Annotated in this window: 16 protein-coding genes; 6 read left to right on the top strand and 10 right to left on the bottom strand. The window is 37.0% G+C overall.

Annotated features, from left to right (window positions below; genetic code table 11):
- Positions 1 to 58: 58 nt before the first annotated feature.
- Both AC106K_RS11055 and AC106K_RS11050 read left to right on the top strand, forming a co-directional pair.
- Positions 59 to 901, top strand: coding sequence for a bifunctional helix-turn-helix domain-containing protein/methylated-DNA--[protein]-cysteine S-methyltransferase (locus AC106K_RS11055; protein WP_482445316.1), 843 nt, complete (start codon positions 59 to 61; stop codon positions 899 to 901).
- Between the two features lie 244 nt (positions 902 to 1,145).
- Positions 1,146 to 1,757 (top strand): alpha-ketoglutarate-dependent dioxygenase AlkB family protein, encoded by a 612-nt coding sequence (locus AC106K_RS11050; RefSeq protein ID WP_482445314.1) that lies wholly within the window; start codon positions 1,146 to 1,148, stop codon positions 1,755 to 1,757.
- 199 nt (positions 1,758 to 1,956) lie between these two features.
- On the opposite strand, the gene AC106K_RS11045 is transcribed toward AC106K_RS11050, so the two are convergent.
- The 5 genes from AC106K_RS11045 to AC106K_RS11025 form a co-directional block, all read right to left on the bottom strand.
- Positions 1,957 to 3,816, bottom strand: coding sequence for a CocE/NonD family hydrolase (locus AC106K_RS11045; RefSeq protein ID WP_482445312.1), 1,860 nt, complete (start codon positions 3,814 to 3,816; stop codon positions 1,957 to 1,959).
- 363 nt (positions 3,817 to 4,179) lie between these two features.
- Complete coding sequence (locus AC106K_RS11040; protein WP_482445310.1) at positions 4,180 to 6,894, bottom strand: outer membrane beta-barrel protein; 2,715 nt, start codon at positions 6,892 to 6,894, stop codon at positions 4,180 to 4,182.
- 146 nt (positions 6,895 to 7,040) lie between these two features.
- Positions 7,041 to 9,803: an outer membrane beta-barrel protein gene (locus AC106K_RS11035; RefSeq protein ID WP_482445308.1), complete on the bottom strand. Its 2,763-nt coding sequence runs from the start codon at positions 9,801 to 9,803 to the stop codon at positions 7,041 to 7,043.
- 92 nt (positions 9,804 to 9,895) lie between these two features.
- Entirely contained in the window at positions 9,896 to 10,315 is a 420-nt protein-coding gene (locus tag AC106K_RS11030; RefSeq protein ID WP_047095927.1) for an SH3 domain-containing protein, read from the bottom strand.
- A gap of 6 nt (positions 10,316 to 10,321) precedes the next feature.
- On the bottom strand, positions 10,322 to 10,807 hold the full coding sequence (locus tag AC106K_RS11025; protein ID WP_482445306.1) for a BON domain-containing protein: 486 nt from the start codon (positions 10,805 to 10,807) through the stop codon (positions 10,322 to 10,324).
- A 223-nt stretch (positions 10,808 to 11,030) separates the two neighbouring features.
- On the opposite strand from AC106K_RS11025, the gene AC106K_RS11020 reads away from it, so the two are divergent.
- Entirely contained in the window at positions 11,031 to 12,281 is a 1,251-nt protein-coding gene (locus AC106K_RS11020) for a dicarboxylate/amino acid:cation symporter (RefSeq protein WP_047095929.1), read from the top strand.
- An 8-nt stretch (positions 12,282 to 12,289) separates the two neighbouring features.
- Positions 12,290 to 13,012 carry a phytanoyl-CoA dioxygenase family protein gene (locus AC106K_RS11015; protein ID WP_482445304.1) on the top strand — a complete coding sequence of 241 codons (723 nt, stop codon included), beginning with the start codon at positions 12,290 to 12,292 and terminating at the stop codon, positions 13,010 to 13,012.
- 202 nt (positions 13,013 to 13,214) lie between these two features.
- On the opposite strand, the gene AC106K_RS11010 is transcribed toward AC106K_RS11015, so the two are convergent.
- The 5 genes from AC106K_RS11010 to AC106K_RS10990 all read right to left on the bottom strand — a co-directional run bounded on the left by AC106K_RS11010 (position 13,215) and on the right by AC106K_RS10990 (position 19,364).
- Positions 13,215 to 13,922, bottom strand: coding sequence for a hypothetical protein (locus tag AC106K_RS11010; protein ID WP_482445303.1), 708 nt, complete (start codon positions 13,920 to 13,922; stop codon positions 13,215 to 13,217).
- Positions 13,923 to 13,943: 21 nt separating this feature from the next.
- Complete coding sequence (locus AC106K_RS11005) at positions 13,944 to 14,582, bottom strand: hypothetical protein (RefSeq protein WP_482445301.1); 639 nt, start codon at positions 14,580 to 14,582, stop codon at positions 13,944 to 13,946.
- 160 nt (positions 14,583 to 14,742) lie between these two features.
- Complete coding sequence (locus tag AC106K_RS11000) at positions 14,743 to 15,246, bottom strand: hypothetical protein (RefSeq protein ID WP_482445299.1); 504 nt, start codon at positions 15,244 to 15,246, stop codon at positions 14,743 to 14,745.
- A gap of 527 nt (positions 15,247 to 15,773) precedes the next feature.
- Positions 15,774 to 16,538, bottom strand: a complete 765-nt coding sequence (locus tag AC106K_RS10995) for a hypothetical protein (RefSeq protein WP_482445297.1) — start codon at positions 16,536 to 16,538, stop codon at positions 15,774 to 15,776.
- Positions 16,539 to 16,562: 24 nt separating this feature from the next.
- Entirely contained in the window at positions 16,563 to 19,364 is a 2,802-nt protein-coding gene (locus AC106K_RS10990) for a GH92 family glycosyl hydrolase (protein ID WP_482445296.1), read from the bottom strand.
- A gap of 519 nt (positions 19,365 to 19,883) precedes the next feature.
- On the opposite strand from AC106K_RS10990, the gene AC106K_RS10985 reads away from it, so the two are divergent.
- Together AC106K_RS10985 and AC106K_RS10980 are read left to right on the top strand one after the other, a co-directional pair.
- Complete coding sequence (locus AC106K_RS10985) at positions 19,884 to 21,524, top strand: T9SS type A sorting domain-containing protein (protein WP_482445294.1); 1,641 nt, start codon at positions 19,884 to 19,886, stop codon at positions 21,522 to 21,524.
- A gap of 13 nt (positions 21,525 to 21,537) precedes the next feature.
- The gene (locus tag AC106K_RS10980; protein ID WP_482445293.1) at positions 21,538 to 24,333 is read left to right on the top strand and encodes a hypothetical protein; all 2,796 of its coding nucleotides are present in this window, start codon (positions 21,538 to 21,540) and stop codon (positions 24,331 to 24,333) included.
- Positions 24,334 to 24,405: the final 72 nt, after the last annotated feature.

The following is a 24,405-nucleotide window of genomic DNA, read 5'->3' as shown; positions in this document are numbered from 1 at the left end:
AATCGGATTTTTTCTGCCGTATATTCTTTGGAAATTTGTGAGGTAAAAACAAAGTAAAATGTCCACACAAAGTCAAATAGATTATAATAGAATTGCCAAAGCGATAGAATATATCCAGAGCAATTTCAGGCTTCAGCCAAGTTTGGAGGAAGTGGCAGAAAATATTCACTTGAGTCCGGCCCATTTTCAGAAGATTTTCACAGATTGGGCAGGAACAAGTCCGAAGAAATTTTTACAGTTCATCAGCCTTGAACATGCTAAAAATTTGTTGAAGGAAGAAAAGGCAAGTATTTTTGATACCGCTTATGAAACCGGACTTTCCAGTACAAGCAGATTGCATGATCTGTTTGTAAAAATAGAAGGAATGTCTCCGGCAGAATATAAAAATGGCGGAAAAAGTCTTGTCATTAATTATAGTTTTTCAGAAAGCCCGTTTGGAAATATCCTGGTAGCTTCCACAGAAAAAGGAATTTGCTATATGGCTTTTGAAAATGATAAAGAAACAGCATTAGGGAATTTACAGCATAAATTTCCTAATGCTTCTTTTTTTGAAAAGCAGGACGCCCTTCAAAAAAATGCACTGTCCATATTCGATAAAGACTGGACGAAACTTAATACAATCAAACTTCACTTAAAAGGAACCGATTTTCAGCTTAAGGTCTGGGAAAGTTTATTGACCATTCCGATGGGAAAACTGTCTACTTATGGTACCCTTGCAGAAAAAATTGGAAATCCTAAGGCATCAAGAGCTGTGGGAACAGCCATAGGAAGTAACCCTGTAGCATTTCTTATTCCCTGTCACCGGGTCATTCAATCTACAGGACATCTTGGTGGCTACCGATGGGGAAGTGATAGAAAGCAGTTGATCGTAGGTTGGGAAGGTTCACAGCTTTACTCTTAAATATTTTTAACCACAAAAGTTTTTCGAACACTTAAGTTATTTTTAAGGGACTGCTAACTGCCTGAAAAGTACACTAAAGCTTTTGAAAATCTCCGATTTTCACTAATATTTCAGTTGAAGAGGGAAATATTCCCCTTCGCTGGAGGGGTGGCAAAAATTCAGAGAATTTTTGACGGGGTGGTCAATAAAATACAACTCCCTTCCGAAAACATTACGTAATTTGTACTACCCAAAAACAAAAACAATGCTCAGCCTGTTCGATGAAACACCAGATTATCCTTTAAGTCTCCTTCCACATGACGGAACCGTTCTGTACTATGGAAAGGTCTTTTCAAAAGAAGAGGCTGATTCTTATTACGATTATCTTTTCAATCAGATTCCATGGCAGCATGATGAAGCTGTAGTTTTCGGAAAATTAATTCTAACCAAAAGAAAAGTGGCCTGGTTCGGAGAAAAAGCTTTTGAATATACCTACTCCAACAGAACAAAATATGCAAAACCCTGGACTCCGGAATTGTTGGCTTTGAAACAAAGATGTGAAGAAGTTTCTGGTGAAACTTATAATTCCTGTCTGCTCAATCTCTACCATGACGGAAGCGAAGGAATGGCTTATCACAGCGATGGGGAAACCGATCTGAAAAAACACGGTGCGATTGCTTCCCTGACTTTCGGAGCGGAAAGAAAGTTTTTATTTAAACATAAAACCACCAAAGAAAAAGTAGAAATATTTCTGGAGAACGGAAGCTTACTGATCATGAAAGGAACGACCCAGGACAACTGGCTTCACAGACTTCCACCTACAACCAAAGTAAAAACACCGCGAGTGAACCTTACTTTCAGAACTATTGAAGAGTAAAAAATCACAGGTTAGAATGATTAAGCCAGGTTTTTATCAATATCAATATCAATAGGAGTGGGCTTTAGCCCACCTTAACAAAAAGATCCAATTCATCCGGCTTTAGCCAAAACCTAGTATCCTTGTCAAGGTTTTAAACCTTGACAAGGATACTCTGAGATCCAAAAAAAACGCTGTTCAGATGAACAGCGTTTGTAATTTATTTTAAGATGTCAGCTTCAATAGAACTGTCACCGTACACTTTAATAAATGCCTTAGTATAATCCTCTTTCGAAGCGAAATTTGGATTATCCATAAACTTCTGTGGATTGATAGCAAATAACGGGAACCATGTGCTGCTGATCTGAATCTGGATCTTATGGCCTTTCTTGAACGTATGAACCACATCCTGAAGTCTGAAGTTCACTGCTGTTTTCTGATCAGGAACTAAAGCTTCTCCTTTCTCTCTTGTATTTCTGAATCTTGCAGGCATGATCTCACTTCTTACCATCTGGTGATAATTTCCGTAAATGACACCTTCTTTCTTTTCAGCAGGTTTAAAATCTTCAGGATACACATCGATCAGTTTTACGGCAAAATCTGCGTCAGTAGAAGATGAAGCGATATTCAGTTTAGCCATGATTTCTCCGGCAAATGTGATGTCATCAGTCAGTACATCAGTAGTGAATGTCAGAACATCAGGTCTTCCTTCAGCAAATCTTTGGTCTTCGGACATATAATTTCTAGGAGTAAAACCATTGAAATCTTTTAAATGATCAGAACTCAACACCGGATTGTTCGGGTCGCTATAATATTCTGAATAGCCTTGTCCGGAAGCCTTTTTCAATGTTTTATCAGATAGATAAAAATTCATTTTCTGGGCATTTTTAGGTGGATAAGAAGTAAATTCTTTCCATGCCTTAGCTCCGGTATCATACATCAAAGCTTCAGGAAGCCCGGCATCTTCTTTAGTATTTCCTTTCAGGTAATGATTGAAGAATTTGGTTTCTACATTTTTTTGGTAATACGTTGCAATGCTATCTCCGAAATACGTTTCACTGTGGAAATGCTTTCCTTGTTCCTGAGACCATCCGCCATGAGAGAAAGGTCCCATTACAATGGTGTTTTTAGCCTTTGGGCTTGTCTTCTCAATAGTCTTATAGATATTTAGAGGTCCGGAAAGGTCTTCAGCATCAAACCACCCGCCTACGGTCATTACCGCATGATTGATGTTTTTCAGATGAGGCAGCAAATTTCTTTTTTGCCAGAATTCATCATAGTTGGTATGATCCATAATTTCTGTCATGAAGAAATTATTCTTATAATATTTTTCGTAGCCGTCTTTCAGAGTACCCATTTCTCTATAGAATTTCAAACCGTCTTCAGATGTTTGTTTTACGAAAGAATCCATATACCAGGCTTTCTGCTCAGGTTTTGTCTTCTGAACTCCGAAAACAGGCAGCGTTCTGAAATAGCCCAGCATAAATCTTCCGTTGTGAAGGAAATCATCATTCCAGAAATCAGAGATTGGGGCCTGAGGAGAGGAAGCAACCAGTGCCGGGTGTTGTGCCAGAGTTCCTACAGCGGTATAAAATCCCGGATAAGAAGTTCCGAATTGTCCTACTTTCCCGTTATTATCTTTCACATTTTTCAAAAGCCACTCAATGGTGTCGTACGTATCGGTACTTTCGTCAATATCTTTTTTTGTTTTACGCTCTACCTGTGGAGTCATGTTGGTAAAAGTACCTTCACTCATATACCTTCCGCGTACATCCTGGTACACAAAAATATATTTGTCCTTCATCAGATAAGTGTTGGGCCCTACTTTTGTTTTGTATTCAGCCTCTCCATATGGAGCAATGCTGTAGCAGGTTCTCTGCATCAGGAAAGGATATTTATTGTTTTTCGCAATATCTTTCGGGATATATACAGCAGTGAAAAGCTTTACACCATCTCGCATCGGAATATAAAATTCTTTCTTGGTGAAATTATCTTTAACGAAATGATCTTTTTCTTCCGCTTTCTGAGCCTTTCCAAGAATGAAGCAAAGAATACATACAACTGAAATAGGGATTTTCATAAAAAAAAATTGCCGCTAATTTAAACATAAAAACAGACTTATTGTATTATCGTTGCTTAATCTTCTTTTAAAAGTGGATTTGTTGTGATTTTTTACCGTTGATTATAAATATTGCAAAAGAATTTTTGTAGAGGAGGAAATGGTGGTAAGGGAATAGGATCACCCCGCCAAATAGCATCCTTTAAGAAGAGGGGGCATGTGTATTCTTTAGACTAAAATATTGGTGAAAATCGAAGATTTTCCGGAAACTTAAGTGCACTCCTCAAACAGTTAGTAATCCCTTAAAAATAACTTAAGTGTTTCCAAAAAAAATTAAAGTAATCCATAAAAAAGCCGGATCATTTCCGGCCATTTATTAAAATATTATCTCTTTTTCTTCCCCCCAAAGGTATTCAGTTTCATGCTCAGTGAAAACATAATATACCGCTTCAGGATAAGATCTTCACGGTCTTCATAATACGTATTCGTAATATTTCTTCTCACGCTTTGATTTTGATTCAAAATATCATACACCTTTACCTTAGCTGTAAATTGTTTCTTATAAAATGAATATCCCAGACTGGTATTCCAGAAATAAAAGTCTTTTTTGAATCCCGGAGCAATATTCGAACTGGTATTGTATTCAAAATCATTTCCAAAAACCAATCTGCTTTGGAACAGGTAATTGGTAAGTTCCAGCTTTAAAGACTGATTCGTTGTATTAATGCTGTTAATATCTGAATTCGAATATTTTGAGAAATTATATCCGATTCTGTAAGAAGGTTTTACGGATAACTTATCTTTAATTTCAAAATTAAGATTTAATGCAGGATTCATACTGTACGAACTGCTTTTGATCAATTGCCCGTTGATAGAACTATTATTAAAATTATGACTTACAGAAAACCTCGGACTGATTGAGAACTTTTTATCCTCCCATTTGAAAGTCTTGTTTAAACTTGCATTGAGACTAAAACTTTTGTTCCCGCTGATATTATCGTAAGTCACAATCTGCTTTCCTGCATCATCATATCGGGTGTAATTGATAATATCATTATTGTTGTAAACAAAATTGGCATTAATATGATAACTAAGCCCGGAAACCATATTGTAACTGTCCAGAGAAACGGTACTGTTATTCGTCCATGTATTTTTAAGATCAGGATTTCCGGTATAGGTGACCAGAGGATCAGATTCATCTTTAAAAGGAATTAATTTGTCTGCCCCCGGGATACTAAAGCTGGAAGAATTGAAAAAAGATAATCGTTTACGATCTGAAAAAGCATACTGAAAATTCATCACGTACTTTGGAAGGACAAAATTTTTCTGAAGATCATACTGTTGTCCCTTAAAAACAGAATTGACATTCATATCCGAAATATCAAGACTCACGGAGGTCCAGGTCATTATTTTTTTCTTGGTCAGAAAAAAGGAAAGTTCAGGAGAAATCTGGTTGATCCGTTGCTCCATACTGTTCGATAAAGCGGTATTGTACTTAGAATACTGGCCGGTAGATGCATCAAAATCATTGACATCTCTGAAGTCACGGGATAATTTTGAATTATAGTTGATCTCCAGGCTTACATTAGCAGAATCTGAGATGGGTTCTATATAACCTGCTCTGAAGGAATAATTATTGTTTTGACTCAGGTTCTTTTGTAATTGATTCCTGTTGTCAGCAGTGGTGCCGGATTCCCTGTAAAATATATTTTGCGACTGATTGATCGTATTGGTTTTGGATTCGGAAATATTGGTATCCATTGCAGCGGAAATCGAACGTCCTTTTTTCTTTAAATTTTTCGAAAAAGAAACTGTCGGATTGAAAGTTGTACTTTCGCTGTTGACCGTATTGGAAGACTGGCTCTCATTCAGAAGCTGGCCATTTTGGAGGGTTGATGATTTCGACTTACCGGAGCTGTACGTTTCTGACCTTGACAGAGACGGTGAAATATAAATATTAGTCTGTGCATCCGGTTTTATTCTGATGGAATTGTCAAAACTATATTGCTTCGACTCATTATCCCCATTATTTTCAGAGTTGGTTTCAAGCGTATTGTTCGGAAGGAGAGTGGTTCTGGATACTTTAGAACGGGTCTCTCTGTTAGATTCGGAATATTTCATACTGAGATTATCCAGATCTGCATCTTCTGAAATCTTGTCATTGTAATTCACCCCGATACTTGAAGATCTTTGAATACCGCTGCCGCTGCTTTGAGTTCCACCACCTCTGAAGCTGCCCATATTATCAAAAACATTGTCTGCAGAAACACTTTTCGAATTGATATTATTGGAAGACAGCATAAGGCTGAGCTTGCTGTCTCCTTTGAAATAACTGAGCATTCCGCTTCCCTCATACCTTTTATCAGAACCGTAGCCAACAGTTGCTCTGGAAATGAATCCTTTGTTTTTCTTTTCATCAATATTAAAATTGATGGTGGTATTCTGAGATTTCGGAGGTCTTTTGCTAAACTCTTCCTCTTTTGTTTTAGTCGTGGTAAACTGGATATTTTTAATGATGTCGGCCGGAAGATTCTGCAGCGCCATTTTACCATCTTTATCAAAAAAGGGTTTCCCGTTGACCATGATTTTATCTACCGCTTTACCATTCACGGTAATTTTATCATCATTGCTGATTTCTACTCCGGGAACCTGTTTCAGCAGTTCCTGAAGGTTGCTGTCTGGGCGTACTTTGATAGCCGATGCATTGAATTCTACCGTGTCACTTTTTATTTTTACAGGAGAAGCCGTGATTTTTACCTCATCAATACTGATCACTTTCCTGGGTTCAAGTTCTATATCACCCAGAGATATGGGTTGGTCAATCTTTTCAAATTTCTTTGAGTAAGATAATTTTTCGGTATCAATCTGCAGAATAGAAGGAACTTCCTGCTCATCTATTTTCAGAGAGAATTTCCCTTCCTTATTGGTTGCCGTATAGTTGACAATAGAAGAATCTTTTGCCTTCAGAAGGTACACGGTAATATTTTCAATGGGGTGCTTTCCGGAATCAGATACTTTTCCGTTGATATAGAGTTTCTGGGCATGTAGGATCAGAACAGGGCATACCAAAAATATCCACAGCAATAATATTCTCTTCATTTAGTTTTTCAAAGCGTAAAAATAAGAAAACATCCCTATAATCGGGATGTCTCTCAGGAAGTTTCTGAATTTATTTTACAAATATTTAATAAGGCGAAGCATAATATTTCCCTTTATATCAGAATCAAAAAAGGGGATTCCCAGTTTTATTTTTTTCCGGCAAACTTATTCAGCTTCATGCTGATGGAGAACATGATATACCTTTTCAGAATCAGGTCTTCACGGTCTTCAAAATAAGAATCGGTAATCGTTCTTCTTACACTTTGGTTTTGATTCAATACATCATACACCTTTACTTTGGCGGTAAACTGTTTTTTATAGAATGAATATCCCAGACTGGTATTCCAGAAGTAGAAATCTTTTTTAAAGCCCGGAGCGATATTCGAATTGGTATTGTATTCGAAGTCGTTTCCGAAGACAAGGTTCCCTTTGAACAGGTAATTGGTCAGTTCCAGTTTTAATGACTGATTGGCTGTATTGATCTTGTCTACACTGTAATTGGTGTAATTTGAAAAATTATATCCAAGTCTGTAGGAAGGTTTGATCGTCATTTTATCTTTGATCTCATAAGTGAAATTCAGACCCGGATTAAGGCTATACGAATTGCTTATGAATGACTGTCCGTTGATAAGACCATTGTTGTAGGCATAGGTCATATTAAATCTTGGGTTGATGACAAGCTTATTGTTTTTCCATTTAAAAACTTTACTGAAACCACCACCGGCATTGAAATTTTTATTTCCGCTTATATTATCATAAGTGACGATTTGTTTTCCGGAATCATCATAGGTAGAAAAATTAATGATGTCATTATTCTTGTACGTAAAGCCCAGATTGAAGTAATAGCTAAGATCTTTTACTTTATTGTAATTATTGAAATACAAATAAAGATTGTTGGTCCATGTATTTTTCAGATTAGGATTTCCGGTATAGGTTACCAAAGGATTAGACTCATCTTTATACGGAGTCAGCTGTTCGGCTGTAGGAATGGTAAAGTTGGAATAATTATAAACACTCAGGGTCTTACCTTCAGAAAGCTGATAATAAAGATTGGCATTATATTCCGGTAATATAAAGTTCTTCTGCAGATCATATTGCTGGCCGTTATAAACGGAGTTTACTTTCATTTCTGAAATATCAAGATTCATAGATGCCCAGAAATTCACTTTCTTTTTCTGCATCTGGAAGGTTAGCTCCGGGGATATTTGATTAACCCTCTGCTTCATATTGTTGGATAAAAGCTGGTTGTATTTTGAATATTGCCCGGTAGCATTGTCAAAATCGTTGACGTTTCTAAGATCTCTGGATGATCTGGTCTGGTATTTTACTTCAAAACTTACCGTTGCAGAATCAGAGACAGGTTCTGTGTAGCCTGCATTGAAATTGAAAGTATTGTTCTGGTTTTTGTTTTTTGCCAGCTGGTCCCGGTTATCGGTAGTGTTTCCGGTATCCTGATAGAAGGTGTTTTTCGACTGGTTCAAATTATCACGGTTAGATTCCGAAATAATACTGTTCATACTCGCAGAGATCGAACGTCCTTTTTTTCTGAATTTTCTGGAAAAATAAACATACGGGTTGAATGAAGTATTTTCAGTATCACTTTTTGAATAAGAGCTGCTTTCGTTCAATAGCTTATTGTCCCTTAATGTTGATGACAGAGCGTTGTTGATATTAAAACCAGTGGATCTGGAAAATCTTGGGGAGAAGTAAATACTGGTCAGAGAGTCCAGCTTTACCTTTGCAGAAACATCAAAATTATATTGTTTAGACTCATTTTCACCACTGTTTTCAGAATAGGTCTGAAGCGTATAATCCGGTAAAAGGGTCGATCTTGAAACTTTGGATCTTGTTTCTAAATTCGAATCTGAATGGATGAGGCTTAAAGACTCCAGATCAGCATCTTTTCCCAGTTTGTCATTATAATTTAACCCTATCAATGTAGACCTTTGGATCCCTTTGGTATTTCCTGCCTGGTTATAATAAGTAACATTCCCTACGGTGGAAACACTTCCTCCCTGCATCATCCAGGCATTCCTTCCATTTCCCATACTATCGAAAACTTCATCCCGGGAGAACCCCTGGGAATTGATATTGTTGGAAGAGGCCAGGATGCTTATTTTAGTATTTCCTTTAAAATAGCTGGCCAGTCCGCTTCCTTCATACCGTTTATCAGATCCATAGCCGAGCGTAAGTCTTGTAATCAGCCCTTTATTTTTCTTTTCATCAATATTGAAGTTGATGGTGGCATTTTGAGATTTTGCTGCTTTGCCGCTGAGTTCCTCTTCCTTTGTTTTCGTTGTGGTAAACTGAATATTTTTAATAATATCTGCAGGCAGATTCTGAAGGGCAATTTTCCCATCTTTATCAAAAAACGGCTTTCCGTTGATCATGATCTGATCCACTTCTTTCCCATTGACAGTGATTTTTCCCTCATTATTGATCTCCACTCCGGGAATCTGTTTCAAAAGTTCCTCAATTTTACTGTCCGGGCGTACTTTGATGGCTGAGGCGTTGAACTCAATGGTGTCTTTTTTAATTTTTACAGGCGATGCGGTGATTTTTACCTCATCAATGGCATTCACGATGCTTTTTTTCTCAAGTTCAAGCTCTCCCAGTGATAATGACTGATCGATTTTCTCGAATTTTTTAGAAAAGGAAGCTCGTTTTTCTGCATCAATGGTAAGAATGGAAGGTTCCTTCATTTCATCGAGTTTCAGAGAGAATTTACCTTCTCTGTTGGTAGCCGTGTAATTGATGATGGAAGAGTCTTTTTCTTTTAAAAGATAGACGGTAGCATTTTCGATGGGTTTCTTTTCAGAATCTGATACTTTCCCGTCAATGTGCAGCTTTTGTGCATGGAGTGTAAAGGCTGAGAATATCAGAGCCCATAGCAATAGAGTTTTCTTCATTAGTTTTTCAAAGTGGTAAAAATAAAAAAACATCCCAAAAATGGGATGTTTCTATACTTTTTTTGTGAAACTTTATTATATTTTAATAAAATTTATGCTCTTAAATATCTAGAATAAGCATATCCTTCCTGACCGTCAGCGGTTTTTACTTTCCACCAGTCATCAGAAGTCTGCTCGATTAAAGTTACAGAAGAACCTTTTGCAGCTTTACCTACAACGGCAGCTTCAGTAGAAGGCTCCTGTCTGATGTTCAGGTTAGACTCATCCGTTGCAACCGTTAAAGAAGCTCCTGAAGAAAGGCCTTCAACCTGTACATCAATATTAATATCTGAAGCAGAATACGTAGAATCGATAGCTCCTAAAGCATTCCATACAGCATCTTTAGCCGCTGTATTCGAAGCACTTCCGGAAACATAAAGAATCCCGTCCTGCTCCTGAACCTGAAGGTTTGAAATCCCTGCAGACTGTGCTGCGGAAACTACACTTGAATATTTATCTTGTAATTCGCTCATTTTAAATTATTTTACAATTAGGTTGTTGTTATACTTTCCGATTTTCAAAGCATCTACAGATTCTTTGATCTTTCTTGCCTGCTGACCGGAAACATTTCCTGTAAGCGTAAGCTGTCCGTTTACAACTTCTACTTTTACAGAAGGGAAATCTTTTACGGCATCCTGAACTTTTTTCTGAACTGCAGGATCTACAGCAGAAGTAGTTTCAACAGGTGGTGGAGGTGGAGCTGCTACGGTAGACATATCCATTACATCTTTTACTCCGCTGATCGCTTTTAACTTAGCAATCATCGCATCCTTAGACTGCTGGTCTGCGAATGTTCCGCTTAAGTGTGCTACACCTTCTTTTACTTCAACAGAAGCATTGGGATTAGAAGTTACTACAGTAGTAGCCTGAGTCTGAAGATCGGCATCAGAAACTTTCTTTTTACAAGAAACTGCCCCGAAAGATACAGCTACAGCTAATGCAGCCATTGCGATAGTTTTTTTCATATTGTATATTTATTTTAATGTTGTTATACAATCAAATGTAATAATAAAATTTGTACCAAAGGAATAAAAAATCAATAAATGTTTCTTAAATTTTTTACAATATTTTCTAAACCAGGCTTTTAATTTTTAGAGATCAAAAACTTAATCTAAACTTAATCCTCGTTGTAAGAAAATCTTCTGCCAATTCAAAAACTATTATATTTGCGCAAATTGAACTATATATATGAAAGGACAAAATAAACTTTTTATAGCAATTATCATTGCACTGATCCTCGGAGTAGGAATAGGAGGGCTGGTACACGTGAAATATCCGGAAAGTGCAGAACCTTTTTCCAAGAATATAAAACTTCTGGGAACTGTTTTTATCAGACTGGTACAGATGATCATTGCGCCTTTGGTGTTTACTACTTTGGTGGTAGGAATTGCGAAAATGAGTGACATCAAAATGATCGGAAGGGTAGGAACAAAAGCAATGCTTTGGTTTATTTCTGCTTCTCTTGTTTCTCTTTTCATAGGATTGATGCTTGTGAACTGGCTGGAACCGGGACATGTTACCAAACTGCCGATTCAGGATGTAGCTTCTGCGGAAGATCTTTTGAAAAGCAGCAAAAGTTTTTCATTGGAAGACTTTGTGAAGCATATGATCCCAAAAAGTTTATTTGAAGCGTTTGCCACCAACGAAGTTCTTCAGATTGTGGTATTTGCCATTATGTTTGGGGTAGCTTTGGCTAATTTAGGAGAAGAATATTCTAAACCGGTTGTGAAGCTTTTTGATATTATTGCTCATGGTATCCTTAAAATGGTAGGTTATATCATGTGGTTTGCCCCTCTTGGAGTTTTGGGAGCGATTGCGGCTGTAGTGGCTACCAATGGTTTTGAAATCTTTAAAGTATATGCAATCTATCTGAGAGACTTCTTCTTTGCATTAGGAGTTCTTTGGCTTGTCCTTTTACTGGTAGGATATTTCATCTTAGGAAACCGTCTTTTTGATCTTTTAAAAAGAATTAAAGAGCCGTTATTGATTGCTTTCTCTACAACGAGTTCAGAAGCGGTATTCCCGAAATTGGTGGAAGAGCTTGAAAAATTCGGGTGTAACAACAGAGTAGTGTCTTTCATCTTACCATTAGGATATTCTTTCAACCTGGACGGAAGTATGATGTATATGACATTTGCCTCTATCTTTATTGCACAGATCTATGGAATCGAAATGACGATCGGGCAGCAGATCACGATGCTTCTGGTACTGATGCTGACTTCAAAAGGGATTGCAGGAGTACCGAGAGCTTCTTTGGTGATTATTGTGGCAACATGTTCTATGTTTGGAATTCCACCGGAAGGGATTGCGCTGATCTTACCAATTGACCATTTCTGTGATATGGGAAGAAGTATGACCAACGTATTGGGAAATACACTGGCTACATCTGCAGTATCTAAATGGGAAGGGCAGTTGACTGAGCCTATAGATAAAATTTAACGATCATTATGAGTGTAAAAAACTTAGAATCTTATAAAAGCCATATTCTTGAATATGGCTTTTCAGTTATAAATAAGGTATTTTCAGATAAAGAGGTGAAGCAGATCATCAGTGTTTTGGATCGTATTGATACCTCAAAAGAAAACTTCAGAAAATCACAAGACCTGTTCGCTATAAGACAGTTTTTAAAGGAAGTACCGGAAATCAAAGACCTCATCTTCAATGACTCTGTTCAGCAAATAATCAGAGAAATTTTCGGAGAGAAATATTTTGTGGTAAAAAGCATTTATTTTGATAAACCGGAAACCTCCAATTGGTATGTAGCCTATCATCAGGACCTGACGATTTCCGTGGATAAAAAACTGGAATTACCTGATTTCGGACCCTGGACTACCAAGCAAAATCAGTTTGCCGTGCAGCCTCCATTGAATATTTTAGAAAATATCTATACCATCAGAATCCATCTGGATGATACGGATGAAAATAACGGAGCATTAAAAGTAGTTCCTAAGTCTCATGCAAAGGGTATTTACAGACCGGAAACAATTGATTGGACCATAGAAACAGAGTATATCTGTAATGTGGAAAAAGGAGGCATTATGATCATGAAACCCCTCACCCTTCATGGTTCTAACCGGACCACCAACGGAAACAGGCGGAGAGTGATCCATATTGAATTTTCAGATAGAGAACTTCCTGAAGTCCTGCAATGGTCTGAAAGAATAAATTGATCTCTACATAATAAGCTAGTTTAAACTTTTTTATTTTCCATATATCACTTCCTTCACAAAATTTGGAAAGACTTAATCAGGGAAAAAACAAAAAATCCTTACTTGTGGAAGTAAGGAAAATTTTGAATAACTGATAAATATTTTTAACGCCAAACTGTGGGATTGGGTTGTAGCTATTTACAGATTAATGTTTTACATTTACTTAGAAACCGGGAGGTTTCGGTAGTTTGTCACCAGTACCTGCTGATCCTCCTAAATCTTTGGAGACTTCGTTTATGTTCTGCTTAGAAATTATTTTTTTATACACCATAATACTCATGGTAATATTGAAAGAATTATTAGTTGAACTGGTAGGATCATCCAGCTTTCTCATATTACTATTCACAAAACGGGCTTTAATATGCCATGTATTGGTAGTATTGTCTCTATATGCCACAAATTCCGGAGAACCTTGCTTGTCATCATTACTTCCTTCAGTGCCAATATAATCCAAGGCCATTCTTACACTTCCGGATGTTGCATTATATAAAGCATCATAACTGTGGATAACCACTACAAAATTATCCGAATCTATCTTGGTGTCATAATCTGTAACACCTTGTTTTGGAACGTTAGTAAGTTTAAGTAAAAGATAATTAAATAATGCGCTGTTGCCAGATTCAGGATCATAAGTCTGTAATGATGTTGTGGCTTTTTCTGTTTCTGTGTAGGACACCAGAAAACGCCCTCCGCCTGTGGAAGTATCGCCTGGATTTCTGAGATATAGATCTTGAGACGTGGTTTTCCCATTGACGTCTAAAGTTTCTGTAGGATTCGGAGTATTAACTCCCACTTTGTTTTGTTGTGCTTTTATACTCCCTACAAAAAAGGCTTGGAGCAAGACTATAGATAGAAATAGGTTTCGTTTCATAATATTTAATATTTGTGTTTTTTATTGTAAAGCAGTTGGTGTATTGGTAGATGTTCCGGAAAAATTCGAGGAATTGACTGAGCCGGTATAAGTGCCCCATTCTTTTACCAAAACTTTTTCAAAGACGATCAAAGACAATTCCCAGGTACCTTTTGCTGCTCCGGTTGTTCCTGCACCAGCGAAGTCCAGATTGATGGTATAATAGTCTTTACCACTTTCAGTTATCTTATCTATATTGGTATAAAAAGCACCGTAGCTTCCATCGGTATTTTGTGCAGAATCGGCATTCTTAAATACAGCTCCCGCTATTGCCAAAGTGTACTTTGATGTCTCCAGATCTGTACTCAGCTGAGTGATTCGGGATTGATCTACATTGTTTACTGTAACTTTATATAAATTCATTGGGGCTACGTTTCTTTGGGCAACATCCAATATTTTTAGTTTTCCGGCTGGGGAAGTATCTTTGGATCGTACCAAAAGGTAATAGTCATTAGATATTGTAACATCCAGAGTTTTGTTTACTGTATCAATAAGGTAAGAATCGGTGAGTACACTACCGTTTACATCCAGCATTTGCGCAGGATTTTGAGTGTTAATCCCAACTTGGGAATATGCGAGAAAACTCCAAAAAGGGAAGACAAGTAATATTATTTTTTTCATTATAATGTAATTAATAGGTGAAAATTGGAGCGGTAGCAGCCCCTGTTCCGGACTGGGCCATATCCTGGGTAATGCTACGCGTTTTTACATAGGCATTGTCGAACAGTAACATATTGATTGTCCATACTCCTGTCGCTGCAGTTGCCGCAGGTTTAAAGCCTTAATAATCTGCCCGTATCCACCAGGTTCCGCTCTGAGTATAGGCAAATATCCTTGGTGCAGGTGTGAAAAAGTTGATGGCAGGATTATTGTTGGATTGATTAGAATACACTACAGGCAGTACAAAACCATAAGAGGTAACTACTGCGGTATATTTACTTGCACTAATCCTTGTATCATAACCATTCACATAATCTTTGTCATTGCTGGCACAGGTAATTTTAAAGGTAATAGTGTTCAATGGAGCAGGAGCGGAATTAGAAGCAGACTGTCCATAGGTGGTAATTCTATTTTCCGGAGCCGGGGATTTAATCAACAACGAATAGTTTTCACTGGCCCCTAAAACCTCCAGATTATCCTTCAGAATATACCCGTTGGTTTTAGTAGTTCCATTTACATGCAGTTCTTTTTCAGGATTTGGGGTATTAATACCCACCTTCTCTGTCTGGCTATAGCTTTTCATACTAAAAGCTATAAACACTAAGAATAGTGATTTTTTTTTCATTTTAATTTTGTTCAAAGGTATTTATTGTACTTATCTAATAAACTCAAACCTAAAATTTAAATTCTACAATTAAAAAGAAGCGCCTTAATTATCAGATAATACAACTTGCCAAGATATATAATTTTTATTAAAATATAGAGACCGTTTTAATTTTGGATGACAATCTTATTTAAAACCTTTTTGAATTTGTATAGAAGACATTATGCAGCAAAACGGGAGGGAACTCAGCGGACTATAAGGGAAGAAAATCATTCAAATCCTGCAATTGTATTTTCCCGTTATGAGCATCAGAAACAAATATTTTCGACATTAGATAAGTAAACATAGACCATCATGATCTTTATATTAAAAGAAGATTCAAAACTGGAAAAGCGAATACAGGGTTTGATCGTTTCAACGTTTTGTCGGAGAGGAATGAAACAATAAATGATAGAGAACTTCCTGAAGTCCTGCAATGGTCTGAAAGAATAAATTAATATAAAAAAACAAACCCTTCCTCAAAATTTGAAGAAGGGTTTGTTTTAGGACTAATTAGAATACAATACTCCGGTTTCAGGGCCCTCTGTACTTTCTTTATCGTAGCAGAGAAACAATAGAAATTCTTTTGTTTCAGACTCTAAATTCTCATATATATTAGCCTTAAATGTCGTTTTCAGAATATCTCCAATCCTTTCATCTTCACTGCCAAAACCTATAATGGGAGTGGCTTCCTGTATTTCGGACGACTTATTCACTTTTATTTTATAGATTGCAAAGGGTTGCTTAGGATTGAAATCACTGATTTCATAAAAACTGGATCTATAACCCGGGGGATCTATTATATAAGAATCAGCAAACTGCAGACCGTTAAACTTAGACTTATTGGCTTCTATATAGGAAAAAGTCTTATCCAGATCCTCAAAATATGACTTATCTTCATCCGCCGCATTATTGGATAGTTTGGTTTTTGGTGTACAATATGACACGAAATAATCATTACCGGATTTTTTTAAATAGATCAGGTACCTTTCTTTAGGTTTTATATCTATTTCACAGGCTGCAGATCTGGATTTTCCAATTCTCCCATTCACCATGATCGTTTTGAATGCTTTTCCCTTATAAATTGTTTCAAATTCAATGTCAGCTTTATACATTCTGCGCTCTTTATCCTGGCCATATACCTTTAGGATCTTAATAACCCCTATTACATTGGAGTTCTGATATGATTGTGATAGCGTCAGTCCTATGCAGCTACAGGCAGATATTTTTACAATGGTTAAAAGTAAAAAAAGAAATAATGATAGTTTTTTCATGTGTATTTTTGTGTTATAGTTATATTATTTTGCAGTAATCTCATCAATAAAAATGTAAGCTTCTCCTCCGGCTCCCTGATGCCATTCCGGAAGTTTCCCGAAATAGTAGGCTTTTACTTTGATGTATTGAGCTTCGGTAGGAAGAATCTCAGTGGAGAAATCTTTGATCTGTACTTTTTCATCTTTGGGATCAATATCGTTGTCGATTGTTTTCAGAAGGATAAAATCTTTACCATTCATAGAGGCATAATATTCCACTTTTTTAGGCATCAGAATCCATGCTTTGCTGTCCTGGAGATAGGTAGAGGATAATTGAGTGATCTGCTGAGGAGATTTGAAATCGATGATGGCTTCAAAATTCTGTCCCTGATAGCCATGCCATTCACCTTTTCTCCAGTTGACTTCCCCTCGGATTCCGTCGATAAGAGCCAATTTTCCGGTAGCGGTATATTGGGGTGTTGCTTTAGAAAGGATATTGATGTCCCAATAATTAGGTCGTCTGTTGAAATGAGCGGTCGTTACCGAACTTTTTTCGCCATTTTTCTCAGAATAAGCCTGGACCTGAGTGGTTTTGCTGATAGAGAATGGTCCTTTATAAGTCGTAAATGTTTTTCGTTTATTATGGTCACTTTCATCCATAGTCATATAATAGACTTTATCTCCAGGGTTCAATGGGGTGATTTCCACTTTTGTATTAAAATCAAAAATCAGGTCTGCAGCAATGACAGGTGCAGCGGTGAGTTGGGAATATTTAAAATCTTTAGCAGGGTTTATATTCTCAAATCCCAGTTTTTTAAGCTCTGCTTTTCCAGTATTTTTAGTAATGGTTCTCGTAGTACCATCTTCAAGATGGATCTTAATTTCATCAAAATAAGGAGTTGTGGTTTCCCATTCCGGTAATCCCGGTGTTACAGAATAAATTCCCATAGCGCTCAGAACATACCAAGCACTCATTTGTCCGCAGTCTTCGTTTCCGATCAGACCATCCGGTGTGTTTTTGTAGAAATTATCCAGAATATATTTGATTTTAGCATCAGTTTTTTCAGGTTGATCTACAAAATTATAAAGGTAAGCAATGTGATGGCTCGGCTCATTTCCCTGGGCATATTGTCCCATTAATCCGGTAATATCTACCTGTTCTCTGCCTGTGGTTTTGTCCGGAGCAGCAAAAATGGCATCGATGAACTGCTCAAACTTTTCTTTTCCGCCGTGTGCCGCTATAAGTCCCGGAATATCTTGCTGTACAGAGTAGGAGTAGTGCCATGAATTTCCTTCCGTATAGTTGTTATTCACCTCTCTCGGATCGAAAGGTTCATACCAGTTTCCATTCTTTCTGGGCTGTATAAAGCCTGTTTTAGGATTGTAAAGATTTTTCCAGTTCTGAGAACGTTTCATGAAGTACTGATAATCTTCTTTTTTGCCTAAAATTTTAGCCATCTGGGCAATGCACCAGTCATCATAAGCGTATTCCACCGTTTTGGAAACACTTTCATGTTCATCATCAATGCTGATATAATTGTTCTGTTTGTAGGCATTCAGTCCGAAAATATCCAACATCGCAGAATTTTTGGAAGCCTGATAGGCTTTTTCATAATCAAATCCTTTGATTCCCTTGGCCATGGCATCTGCAATTACAGAGACTGCATGGTAACCGATCATACATTCCGTTTCATTGGAGGCCAGTTCCCATACCGGAAGTTTTCCGCCCTGTTCATATTGCCTGATGAAGGTATTGATAAAATCAGCGGTTCTTTTTCTGTCGATCAGGGTCATTAAAGGATGTGCTCCTCTGAAAGTATCCCAAAGGGAGAATACCGTATAATAATCAAATCCATTGGTGGTGTAGAGCTTATTATCGCGGCCTCTGTATCTTCCGTCCACATCCATATTGATGTTCGGCTGGGTAAAAACATGGTACAAAGCAGTATAGAAAACAGAGAGTTTGTTTTTATCCTCCGATTTTACTTCAATTTTTGAAAGTTCTTTGTCCCAATTGGCTTCAGCCAGCTTTCTTACTGTATCAAAATCATCAGATGTTCCTTCAGCCGCCATATTTTTTTCTGCTCCTTCATAGCCGGTTGGGGAAAGAGATACTTTTACGTTGATCTTTTCTCCTTTTTTAACATCGGCAGAAAATGCCAAAGCAAGTCTTGTTCCTGTAAAAAGGCGATCTTCCTGCTTCCCGTTGACTTCCTTTTTAGAAATTTTCATCGGTTTTGAAAATTCAATTCTGGCATAAACATATTGGTTGGTTGCCCAGGCTTCACTTCTCCTGAAAACTTCAATGGTTTTGTCATCAATGATCTTTACTTCGCCTTCCAGCAGTTTGTCTCTGTGATTCAAATCAAGAATAATATTGGCATTCCCGGCTGTATTGAATCTGTATTCGTGATATCCCACTCTTTTGGTACTGGTAAGACGAACATCAATATTGTGTTTATCTAATTTAACAGCATATAATCCAGCTGCAGCCTTTTCATTTTTATGCGAAAACTTTGAAGAATAGTCTTTATTGTTCAAAGTTGGACTTCCCATACTAGGCATCAGCATAATATCTCCATAATCCGAAACTCCCGTTCCGTTCAGATGGGTATGCGAAAAACCATAGATCACTGAGTCCGAATAATGGTAACCACTGCACCCATCCCAGCTTCCGTCTATTCTGGTATCGGGAGAAAGCTGCACCATTCCGAATGGAACTATAGCTCCGGGAAAAGTATGTCCATGCCCTCCGGTTCCTATCAATGGGTTGACATATTGCGAATAGTTCTGAGCGGAAACAATCTGGGTGATCAATAAAGAAAATACAAGGATTCCTTTTTTCATAGTCTGACTTTATAAATAGCGAATATATTGAAAAATGTCAAAGTTCACTTGTCTGAATGTATTGAGTGATGAATATTATAGTTGGAAGCAAATGGTTCAGACCAGCCTTCGAATTATTCCACCTGTTTGGAATTTAATATTTTACGACAGGTTCTGTCGTTTTCCTGAAATACCTTTGCTTAATGAAGGTAAAATATATTTAAAATGAATTTTAAATCGTATTCATATGATTTGCTGATATTAAAAAAGATTAAATTTGCAAAAAACTATTGTACCAATTACTCAATCATAAACAATCATGGGAATAGACCGTTTTGGAGGATCAGTTCAGGTCCCTTTCAATCTTCTTAAGACAAAATACCGGATAATTTTCGAATTAAAATCATCAGAATAAGATTGACTGTTCAAATTATTCTATAAAATCAATGATGTTAATATCAGGATTCAGTAATCAGTGCTGAAGCATTGATTGATAATTCCTTAAAGTATTAAATTTCAATATTTAAAAAAACATAATTAATGAAAAAACTCTACATGGGTGCATTCACTTTATGCACAGTCTTGGGCTTATCTGCCCAGGAAGTGGTATGGCAGAAAGACATTAAATCCTCTACTCAGGATTTTCTAAGCCAGGTTACCACTACAATCGACCAACAGTATCTGATCACAGGAAGCTCTATTCAAAGCGATAAGCAACAGGCTTCAGGCAGTAAGCAAAACAACGGCTACGATTTCCATTTGGTGAAACTGAATCAACAAGGGGATGAAGTCTGGGAAAAGTATTTCTCAGGGCAGAATCATGATTATTTATCGGCAACAGTTACCACTCAGGATGGCGGATTTCTTCTTGCCGGAACTTCTTATTCCGGAAAAGGTCTGGATAAAAAAGAGGATTCTAAAGGGGGATCGGACATCTGGCTGATCAGAATCAATGAATTCGGCGATGAATTATGGCAGAAAACCTTGGGAACTTCTTCCGATGAAGAAGCAAGATCAGTGATTCAAACCACAGATTCAGGATTTTTTGTGGCTGGAAATGTACAAAATTCCTCCAAAGGTTATGGGTCCAAAGATGTTTGGATCATCAGGTTGGATAAAGACGGAAAAGAACTTTCACAGCTTATTTTAGGAGGAAAAGGTCTCGACGAAGTTGAAAAAATGATTCCAACGAAAGACGGTGGGGCATTACTTGGAATTTATTCCCGAAGCTCCGAGGTTCGTGAGACGGGTTCAGGGGTAAGAAATCCTGAAAGTAAATCCTCAACCGAAAGCCCTGCTACCCGCAACCTAACATCTGCCACCTCCAAACAAAGCACCAACTTCGGTGAAGGCGACTATTGGATCGTAAAGCTTGACAAAAACGGAAAAGTAGAATGGGAAAAGAACTATGGCGGAAAAGGAGATGACCATATCAGAACTTTAGCCTTGACTTCAACCGGATATATTATTGGTGGAGAATCCAGATCAGAAAGATCAGGTAACAAAACTGTTGGCATCGAAGAAGGAACAGATCTTTGGTTGATTTCCCTGAATGAAAGAGGAGAAGAACAGTGGCAGAAATCCTACAATTTCAAAAATCGTGATGTTTTGATGGGAATGAGTGTGATTGGTAACCTCTCCACTAGCAACTCTCAACCAGCAACTACAAAAGGATTTTTGTTAGGCGGTTATACCCAAGCGGAAGGAAGAATAGAAAAAGATGATGAAACGTTCTGGATGCTGTATCTGGATCAGAATGGGAATGAACAGTGGAGAAAACATGTGAGCGGAGAATCAAGACAGAGAGAGGAAAGACTTTCAGATTTGAAACTGAACAGAGATGGTTCTATCATTTTAGCCGGAACGAGTGCAACAGAACTTGGAAAGGAAAACTGGAAGATCGTAAAACTTGGAGACAAACAGGTTAATCAGCTGATCGAAAAACAAGACATCAAAATTTATCCGAACCCTGTATCAGACTATGCTTATGTAGAAATAGGTTTTGACTTTAAAGAAGCAGATATTCTGTTGTATGATATGAGTGGAAGACAGCTTCAGAGTTTGAAGACGAAGAATAATGTGACCAAGATCAATACCCAGGCTTTAGTGCAGGGAGCTTATCTGGTGACGATTAAAACGGATACTCATAAAACAGCGAATGCTAAATTGATTAAAAAATAAAAACTAAAAATTTATGAAGAAGATATTTTTAATACTGATTCTTCTATTAGGGACGATCCTATATAATAGTCAGCAGCAAAGTCAAAATATAGATGTTGTACGACCTGTACCTTCTGTAGCAGGACTTACAACTTATAATACCATACCTGTTTCTATCCAAACAGGAATTCCGGAAATTTCCTATCCTTTAATCAATCTTGAGACTGGAAATAAATCGGTAAATATCAATCTAGGGCTCAGTTATCATGCAGCTAATACTTCCAGTAGAAATGGAGTGAGCGATGTAGGAAAAGGGTGGTCGTTTTTAGGTGGTGGATCTATTTCAAGGGAAATAGTTGATGATTTTGATGAGGTATTTGATGATTCTAATTTTCATTCTTATCATAAGAATACGTTTGATGATGTTTATAATTTTAATATTCCGGGAGAGTCTGGAAAATTCAGATTTATAAGAGACACCCTAAATAATACTTTTGAATTGGTCAAGCTTACTCCTTTTACCTCTAAAATTAAATATCATAGATCTGGTAATCAAGCTACCCTTATTTTGGATTCTTTTACTGTAACGAGTGAATCTGGAATTCAATATGTTTTTAAAGACTATGATATAAGTAAGATGAATGTATGGCTTTGGACACATCCAACAAATGGTCCAATGTATGGAAATGCAAAATATAGAAGTGTTTTTTATCTTTCTTCTATTCTTGATGAAAATGATCAGGAATTGATAAAATATATTTATTTGAGGGATCTTTTCTATTCTCCTGGTACAGGTAATCAGGTTCCTGATACGGAAACCAATAAACTAAATCGTATAGAAGTAAAAGGTTATGGGATTATAGAAATAAATTATGATAAAGACACAGCAAGTAATAAGGATCATGATATATTTTCCATTAATAATATAATACTTAAAACAGCTAATAATGCTTTTGTAAAAAAATATGTATTTACTTACTCGGGTATTCCTGGGAAAGATTATTCAGTGTTTTACAGGACATTAAAATCATTCAGTCAAGTGGATCAGTATGAAAAAGTAATTGAAAGATATACTTTCACTTATAGTGGTGGTGGCTACGGCGATGGTGATTATGATAAAGGAGATGGTTTCGTTCTGTTGAATAGTATAAAATTACCCACAGGGGGAATTATTAAATATAATTTTGACATGGTACCTTATTCTTATAGTGCAAAGGTAGTACAAATACCCGAACTAAAAATTGCTTTTGCTAATATAGCTTTTACGAATGCAAATGTAATTAAAAAATATGCTTTTACTCTTGCAGAAACTAAAACCCTTGAAATAGATGCAACAGGTATTGGAACTTTGGCTTCATACTCATGGGCTGCGCAGTTTTGGATAAAAAATGGAAATTCATATGTGGGGTCACATAGTATTGGAACACCAATAGATCCGAATACAAATTTTGAATATGTTCAAAGAAGGGTATTTGAGCCCGGAGAATATTATATTGATTTGTACTGCAATGATATGGGATGTAATAATTTAGCTTTTAATCATCCTGCGATCATTACTCTATCACAAATAGTTGGAGAACCTACTACAGAAACTCACTGGATTCCAAAGTCGGGACTGCCTAGAATTAAGGATATTAAATACTTCGATAATACATCTACAGATAGTTTCACAGTAACACCTTCAAAAATTGAAGAATATGACTATAGTATATTTGGTAATCCGGGGATTTCCAGTGGGTATCTAGTTGATGGAGGGTCTTTAAATGGATTGGATCCGGCTAACCCTGCTTTTGTCTATAAGAATGTAAAGGTATTTCAGGGAAATAATAATGGATATACTCAATATTACTTTAAAACACCGGATGCATATCCTTTACACAATGGTTTTTGGCCTAATTATAACCTTACCCGTGGGGGGCTTATTGATAAGAAAGAAGTCTATAATGCTTTAAACAAGAAGTTATCCGAAGATCTGTTTGATTATACTATTGAGGAATATGATGGACCTAAATATTTAGTTTCTCCAAGTTACTTGAGTGCTAATTATTATTTAAAGACTTCCTGGATCAAAGATAGTAAGGTAACCTCCAGAAGTTACTTTGATTCCGGTATGATAGAGACGAAAAATGAGGTTTTTAGAAATACCCACAACAATAAGCCAAGTCTTGAAAGAGCCACCTCATTTGATGGTAGTATCCAGGAAACCACGTATCAATATGCCTTGGAGAAAAATAACCAGAAATTACTGGGAGCCAATATGGTAGGCTTTCCTTTAGAAATCACCTCAATGATGAAGAAAAACAGTTCTGATCCTGCAAAATTACTATCGAGATCGGAGACCAGATATGATAATGCTGGCAACAAATATCCTTCCTCGGCAGTTTCTTATGATTCCCAGAATCTTTTGGCTTCCGAGGTGACTTTCAACCGATATGATGCTCAAGGAAATTTAGAACAATATACAACGAAAGATGGTCTTTCTGTTTCTATCGTTTGGGGATATAATAAAACCCAGCCTATTGTCAAAGTAGAAGGAGCAACTTATGATCAAATTGCTCCTTACCTGTCTGATCTTCTCAACAAATCAAACGCAACAGCAGTTTCAGAACCGGATCTTCAAACAGCTCTGGATGCCTTCAGAAACAATGTGAATCTTGCAAATTATCAGATTACTACCTATTTGTTTGATTCCTTAATGAGAATGAAAACAATGACACCTCCCACAGGAGTGCGTGCGGTGTATCAATATGATTCAGCCGGAAGATTGGAGAAGATAGAAGATGAAGCGGGGAAAGCGTTGAAGAAATACGAGTACAACTACAGACAATGATAATGAGTAATGAGGGCTTCAAATAGAAAGTCAGGCACTCTAACTTTTAATTTCTAACATCTAACATCTAAC

Source organism: Chryseobacterium sp. FR048 (assembly GCF_056844665.1).
This window is presented reverse-complemented; position numbering and strand designations above follow the sequence as displayed.

What these genes read in the sequence shown, in the direction of transcription:
- AC106K_RS11055 (WP_482445316.1), top strand. Translation starts at nt 59, where the DNA reads ATGTCCACACAAAGTCAAATAGATTATAATAGAATTGCCAAAGCGATA.
- AC106K_RS11050 (WP_482445314.1), top strand. Translation starts at nt 1,146, where the DNA reads ATGCTCAGCCTGTTCGATGAAACACCAGATTATCCTTTAAGTCTCCTT.
- AC106K_RS11045 (WP_482445312.1), bottom strand. Translation starts at nt 3,816, where the DNA reads ATGAAAATCCCTATTTCAGTTGTATGTATTCTTTGCTTCATTCTTGGA.
- AC106K_RS11040 (WP_482445310.1), bottom strand. Translation starts at nt 6,894, where the DNA reads ATGAAGAGAATATTATTGCTGTGGATATTTTTGGTATGCCCTGTTCTG.
- AC106K_RS11035 (WP_482445308.1), bottom strand. Translation starts at nt 9,803, where the DNA reads ATGAAGAAAACTCTATTGCTATGGGCTCTGATATTCTCAGCCTTTACA.
- AC106K_RS11030 (WP_047095927.1), bottom strand. Translation starts at nt 10,315, where the DNA reads ATGAGCGAATTACAAGATAAATATTCAAGTGTAGTTTCCGCAGCACAG.
- AC106K_RS11025 (WP_482445306.1), bottom strand. Translation starts at nt 10,807, where the DNA reads ATGAAAAAAACTATCGCAATGGCTGCATTAGCTGTAGCTGTATCTTTC.
- AC106K_RS11020 (WP_047095929.1), top strand. Translation starts at nt 11,031, where the DNA reads ATGAAAGGACAAAATAAACTTTTTATAGCAATTATCATTGCACTGATC.
- AC106K_RS11015 (WP_482445304.1), top strand. Translation starts at nt 12,290, where the DNA reads ATGAGTGTAAAAAACTTAGAATCTTATAAAAGCCATATTCTTGAATAT.
- AC106K_RS11010 (WP_482445303.1), bottom strand. Translation starts at nt 13,922, where the DNA reads ATGAAACGAAACCTATTTCTATCTATAGTCTTGCTCCAAGCCTTTTTT.
- AC106K_RS11005 (WP_482445301.1), bottom strand. Translation starts at nt 14,582, where the DNA reads ATGAAAAAAATAATATTACTTGTCTTCCCTTTTTGGAGTTTTCTCGCA.
- AC106K_RS11000 (WP_482445299.1), bottom strand. Translation starts at nt 15,246, where the DNA reads ATGAAAAAAAAATCACTATTCTTAGTGTTTATAGCTTTTAGTATGAAA.
- AC106K_RS10995 (WP_482445297.1), bottom strand. Translation starts at nt 16,538, where the DNA reads ATGAAAAAACTATCATTATTTCTTTTTTTACTTTTAACCATTGTAAAA.
- AC106K_RS10990 (WP_482445296.1), bottom strand. Translation starts at nt 19,364, where the DNA reads ATGAAAAAAGGAATCCTTGTATTTTCTTTATTGATCACCCAGATTGTT.
- AC106K_RS10985 (WP_482445294.1), top strand. Translation starts at nt 19,884, where the DNA reads ATGAAAAAACTCTACATGGGTGCATTCACTTTATGCACAGTCTTGGGC.
- AC106K_RS10980 (WP_482445293.1), top strand. Translation starts at nt 21,538, where the DNA reads ATGAAGAAGATATTTTTAATACTGATTCTTCTATTAGGGACGATCCTA.